The organism is Flammeovirga sp. OC4 (assembly GCF_000812565.1).
In the GTDB taxonomy this organism is placed as follows: Bacteria; Bacteroidota; Bacteroidia; order Cytophagales; family Flammeovirgaceae; genus Flammeovirga.
This window is the reverse complement of record NZ_JTAM01000038.1, coordinates 1-5142: the sequence shown is the minus strand read 5'-3', so window position 1 is coordinate 5142 and position 5142 is coordinate 1. Positions and strand designations below refer to the sequence as shown.

The 5142-nt window shown below is 36.3% G+C and carries 1 protein-coding gene; it reads right to left on the bottom strand.

Annotated features, from left to right (window positions below):
• On the bottom strand, positions 1-4677 hold a 4677-nt coding region (locus tag PL77_RS30785), incomplete at its 3' end, for an NPCBM/NEW2 domain-containing protein (protein ID WP_082026619.1).
• Positions 4678-5142 lie beyond the last annotated feature (465 nt).

Here is a 5142-nt window from a genome sequence, read left to right as displayed (position 1 = left end):
TAAGACTGATAAGCTTGCATCAGTGGATGGTGCTGCCAATACATAGTTTACGGTATATGTCACCTCAGTCACACCATCTTCAGCAACAACATTTACTTTTGCCACACCTGGCATTGAAGCCGCTTGCGTATACTCTAAAGATGCAAATTCATTTGATAAGTCTGCTGATAATGTAGGAATTGCTTCTGTACCGTAAGGATAAATTACTGTATACTCTGTTTTATCAGAAGCAAATTCCGTTACAGTTGTATTATCTACTAAAAGGTCTGATAAGGTTGCATCTGTTGAAATCTCTCCCCATGTAATGGTATAATCTTTTATTACATTACCGTCTTCAGAAGTTACATTAAACACAGTTGTATTTTCAAGCTCATTGCTATTCAATACTGCTTCTTTATTGTTCGTTAATACATCTACCTCTGGAAGACCAGCTCCTGGCATTACCTTGTAAACAAAATCCTCCTGCTCTACTTTTCCTTTACCCAGATATTCATCGCCTACCTTAAGATAATAAAGAGAAACATCTTCAGGAGTTGTGATATGAGGAGGTTCTGTTTCAAATTCAGCATCAGCAACAAAGTATGCATCAACCCAATTGGCGTGATCTCCACCATTACTTCCATCGGATTCATCAATTATGAGCGTCAATTTATAATGATCTGTAACATCTAATTCTAATAATTCAGGAATTTGCGTAGTTGATCTGATCTCACCTGTATTATAAACTTCTTCTCCATCTAATAAAACAATCATTTTCAAACGGCCTCCATTAGATTTTGATGCGGCTGGTATTACTGAAAATTTCTCATATCCTTCTTTAATTGTATAAGTGATTGTAGATGGCGCATGTACACCAATACCTTTTTCATAAGTAACTTCATCAATTACAAATGCCCCTCCATCAAAATCAGTCCCATTATTAATTCTGTTGGCATAAGTATCTGCTTCCAAAACAGTCTCAGCAGTCAAGTAAATTTTCTCAGCAACAGCAAAATGAACTACATAATTCATTTCTGTAGTTCCATCTTCAGAAACTACTTTTACAGTGGCCGTACCAGGAATACTTTGTGCTTGTGTGATTTCAAATACCGTTGCATCTGCATTTGACAAATCGGCAGAAAGCTGAGGTATAGTTTCAGCTCCTTCTGGAATCGATACTTTATATTCACCCACCTCTGGATTGAAACCTGAAACTTCTTCTCCATCAACCTTCAATGAAATAAGTGTTGCTAAAGATGTATTAGTGAAATATAAAGAGTACGTTTCAGTCACAGAAGCATCGGCAGAAGTCACTTTGATAAGGGCTGGTTCGTAAATGTTATTCGATTGTGTCACTTCTACAACCGCCTGCTTATTGTTAGCTTTAGCTACAATCTGAGGCACTTCACTTCCTGGAATTTTGAAAACAAGCTTGTTAGTACCATTATTCACATCCGAAAGGTACTCCTCTCCTGCCATAACAGAATATAACGACACATCATCTGGCCTTGTAATATGCGGCGGTTCTTTTTCAAATGCAGCATCTGCCACAAAGTGAGCGTCTACCCAAGCCGCATGATCACCTCCAAGGTTACCATCTGAGTTTTCTACAATTAATCTTAGCATATTGGCCTCACCGACCTTTAAAGTTACTCTTTCTAAAGATTGTGTATTTTTATTGATCTCTCCAGTGTTAACTACTTCCTCTTCATCCAATAAAATTTTCAATGTCACTTTACCTGAATTCGTTGAAGCTGGGATAACTGAGAATATTTGGTAACCTTCTTTGATGGTATAGGTAATGTTTGATTCGGCATGTAAACCAATTCCTCTGTCGAATTGATTATCTCCACCAAAATCAAAGGTATTACCATTAAAATCTGTATCATTTTTGATGGTACTTGCATAAGTATCCATTTCAAATACTGTTTCAGCTGTTAGGTAAACCTTTTCACCTTCAAGGATATTTACAGTATAGTTTTTTTCATTTGATCCATCTTCAGAAACTACTTTAATTGTAGCTTGACCAGGAACAGCAGTTGGCTGTGTGATTTCAAAAACAGAAGCGTCTTCGTTGTTTAATACAGCTGATAATTGTGGAATTGCTGGCGTTTCTTCCGAATAATAAACCGTATAATCTGTGACCATTGGGTCAAATCCTACGATTTCTTCTCCCTCTAATTGGATGGTTGATACCGTTGCTGTAGATGTATTTGAAAGCTTCACATTATATGTTGCTGTTTGCGTTCCATCTTCAGAAGTAACAGTTATAACTGCCGACTCTTCAAAAGCATTTGCTTGTTCTACTACAACTTCCGCATTTTTATTGTTTGCCTTAACGATTACAGTTGGGATAGGGCTACCAGCAACTGATTTATGATTATAGTCTACCACTCCAGGTGCTACGCCTTCTAAATATTGGCTACCTACTTGAATTGTGTAGAGGGAAACATCCTGTGGAGTTGTAAGATGTGGATTATCAACATCTACTCTATCATGAACAATAAAGAAAGCATCTAACCAATTGGCGTGATCTCCTGCATTACCATTATCTCCATCTCCAACAAATAATGTTAATCTTTTCGCATCTTTTACATCTAGTTCTACTCTGCTTGGTGACTGAGTACTTGCCCTAATTTGTCCTGAAGCATACACTTCCACATCATCCAAATAGATTTTCATTTCGATAATACCATTGTTTGTTTCAGAAGCAGCAGGAATTACATAAAACTTTTCATATCCTTCTTTGATGGTATATGTAATAGTAGAAACTGCATGAACTCCTAAGCCTCTCTCATATACTTCACCACCTAATGTCAACGCATTCTCAGGGCTATCTTCCACAGGTAAATCATCTCTAATACGCCAAAAAGAATTAGATTCAAAAATATTTGCTGAAGTTAGATATAATCTCTTCCCTTGGATTTGAGCAGCCTCAAGTAATTCGTCGATATTTTTAGCTCCCCATGAGAAATTGGAGAAAATAACTTTTGTGATATCTTCCCCATCTTGTGGTACAATTTGAATCTTTGTAGCATTAGACCATTCTCCTAGTGGAGTAGTACCATCATTTCTACTAATTACATTACTCGCTTCGATAAATGTTTGTTGCCAATCATTTGAAGTGGTAATAGCTAAATCATATTCAAATTCATTATTAACGATTACCTTTAAATTTTGTGCCTGTGTGCAGTAAAATAAGAAATGGAAATCTGCTCCTGTAGGTGCTTGGTATTTTGGATCAGTGAAACTTTCATTCGTCATACCATTGTTATCAACTGATCTGATGGCTGGTAAATTACCTACTCCTTCAATATAAGCACTGTTTGTCCATGCGTTTTCAAATTCATCAGAAGATTCATCTGTGGCTAATGCATGATCCCCTAAATCAATAGGAATGGCCGCTTCAAAATCACCTGTAATAACGATATTGCCTTCATACTCAATGTTGGCAAAACCAAAAACATAATCATTTACATCAAAAACTGGCAAAGAGGCTACCCACTCGTCACCCACTCTGATGGCTTCTGCATCTCTCCAACTTCTTGTATAACTTACAGGGTTCTTTACTGAATAGTAAATTTTTACAGCTTCAATTTTATCTACGTTAGTTGGAGTGATAGTATACTGTGGTACACCACTACCATCTAGCTCAATCTTAGAGACAGGTCTTTCCGGCCAAAAATGAGCACTTCCCAATACGTGGTTTTCTAACCAAATTTTAGCATCATCACCAAGTTGTTCTGTATTATGATGACCTCTAGCCTGTAGTGCAAAATCCCAAGGTACATCACTTTGGAAACCATCAAACATCATCTCACTTCTTTCGTGACCTCCATGATGATCATTTGTTCCACTTAACCATAAAGATGCAGCCTTGATATAAGGGGCGTGGGCTTGTGGAGCGATGCTTTCAAGATATAACTCTTGTCCTGCATCTTTATCAGGTTCAACATAAGGATTGTTGTATAACCAAACACTATTTGTTCTCCAGTATTCAAGGTAACCAATACCAAAATAAGATACGAAAGCCTTAATTCTTTCATCCATACCCAAGTTCCACATCAGAGTACCACCATAAGAATACCCCTTTGCACCTACTTCAGCCGCGTTGACTGCCGGTTGGTTTAATAAATGACTTAATGCAATTCTTTGAATCGCGTACCATAAATAATCATCTGTTTGCTTTGGATCAGTAATAAAATCACCATTTGGCAAATCATTTTTTACTCTATATCCACCCTCATTTTCATCAATGATTCCATATTTTAATTCCTCTGGGTATTCTGTATAATTGGCTCTAGTTCCCGTTTTACCACAGTAATCGTGAGCTAAAACGGCCCATCCATCATTTACATAGTCCATGTCTACAATAGGCTGTCCCATCCATCCATGTACATCAAGAAGTGCAGGTGCATTCCCAGAATTACGCAATTCTTCTTTTACAGCATATTTTGTAAAGACTCTAAATTCCTGACCAAGAATTGATACATGAATGTAAGATTCCTTATAATAGATACCGTTTTCTGTGGTTTCAGAAATAATATCTTCTTTTGTTTCACCTGTGGTACCATCTTTTACTAAGCCAGCATCAGGATCAAAATCAGCCCAGAGAAGATCCGGGGTTTGTTGTGCCCATACTGAACTCCCGATGAGGAAAACCAGTAGGAAAAAAAGTAATTGTTTCAGATTGTTCATTTCACTTGTGTCAATAAATGCATAAATAAGTTGAAGGTTTACTTTTTTGTAAAAAGCTCAAAAAGCTCTTGGTATAAGTAATCTACAGGGCATCATACTTTTTCATTATTTGAAGTATCAGGAATAATGTCAATAGTGATATAGGTTGTCATTGCTTAAAGCATTCATACTTACTCTTATTCCTAAAAAATCACTTCTTATAATTCATTAATGCTTAACTGTTTAGCTCATTTCAACTGATTATAAAGTTTGGATAAAAAATACAATTGTATTAACACTCGTTTTTCTTTTGTTTGCCTTTATCTAACATTAAAAATAAAAGCAATTGTAGTTCAAATACTTACAGTTTTGTGCTAATAAACAGTTGGATTTATACAATAGTGTTAGTTTTTGTTATATATGCTGAACCAGCATGATAGTTTACGGAAATAAAAAAGAGGCTGTCTCATAATTAAAAAATTGAGA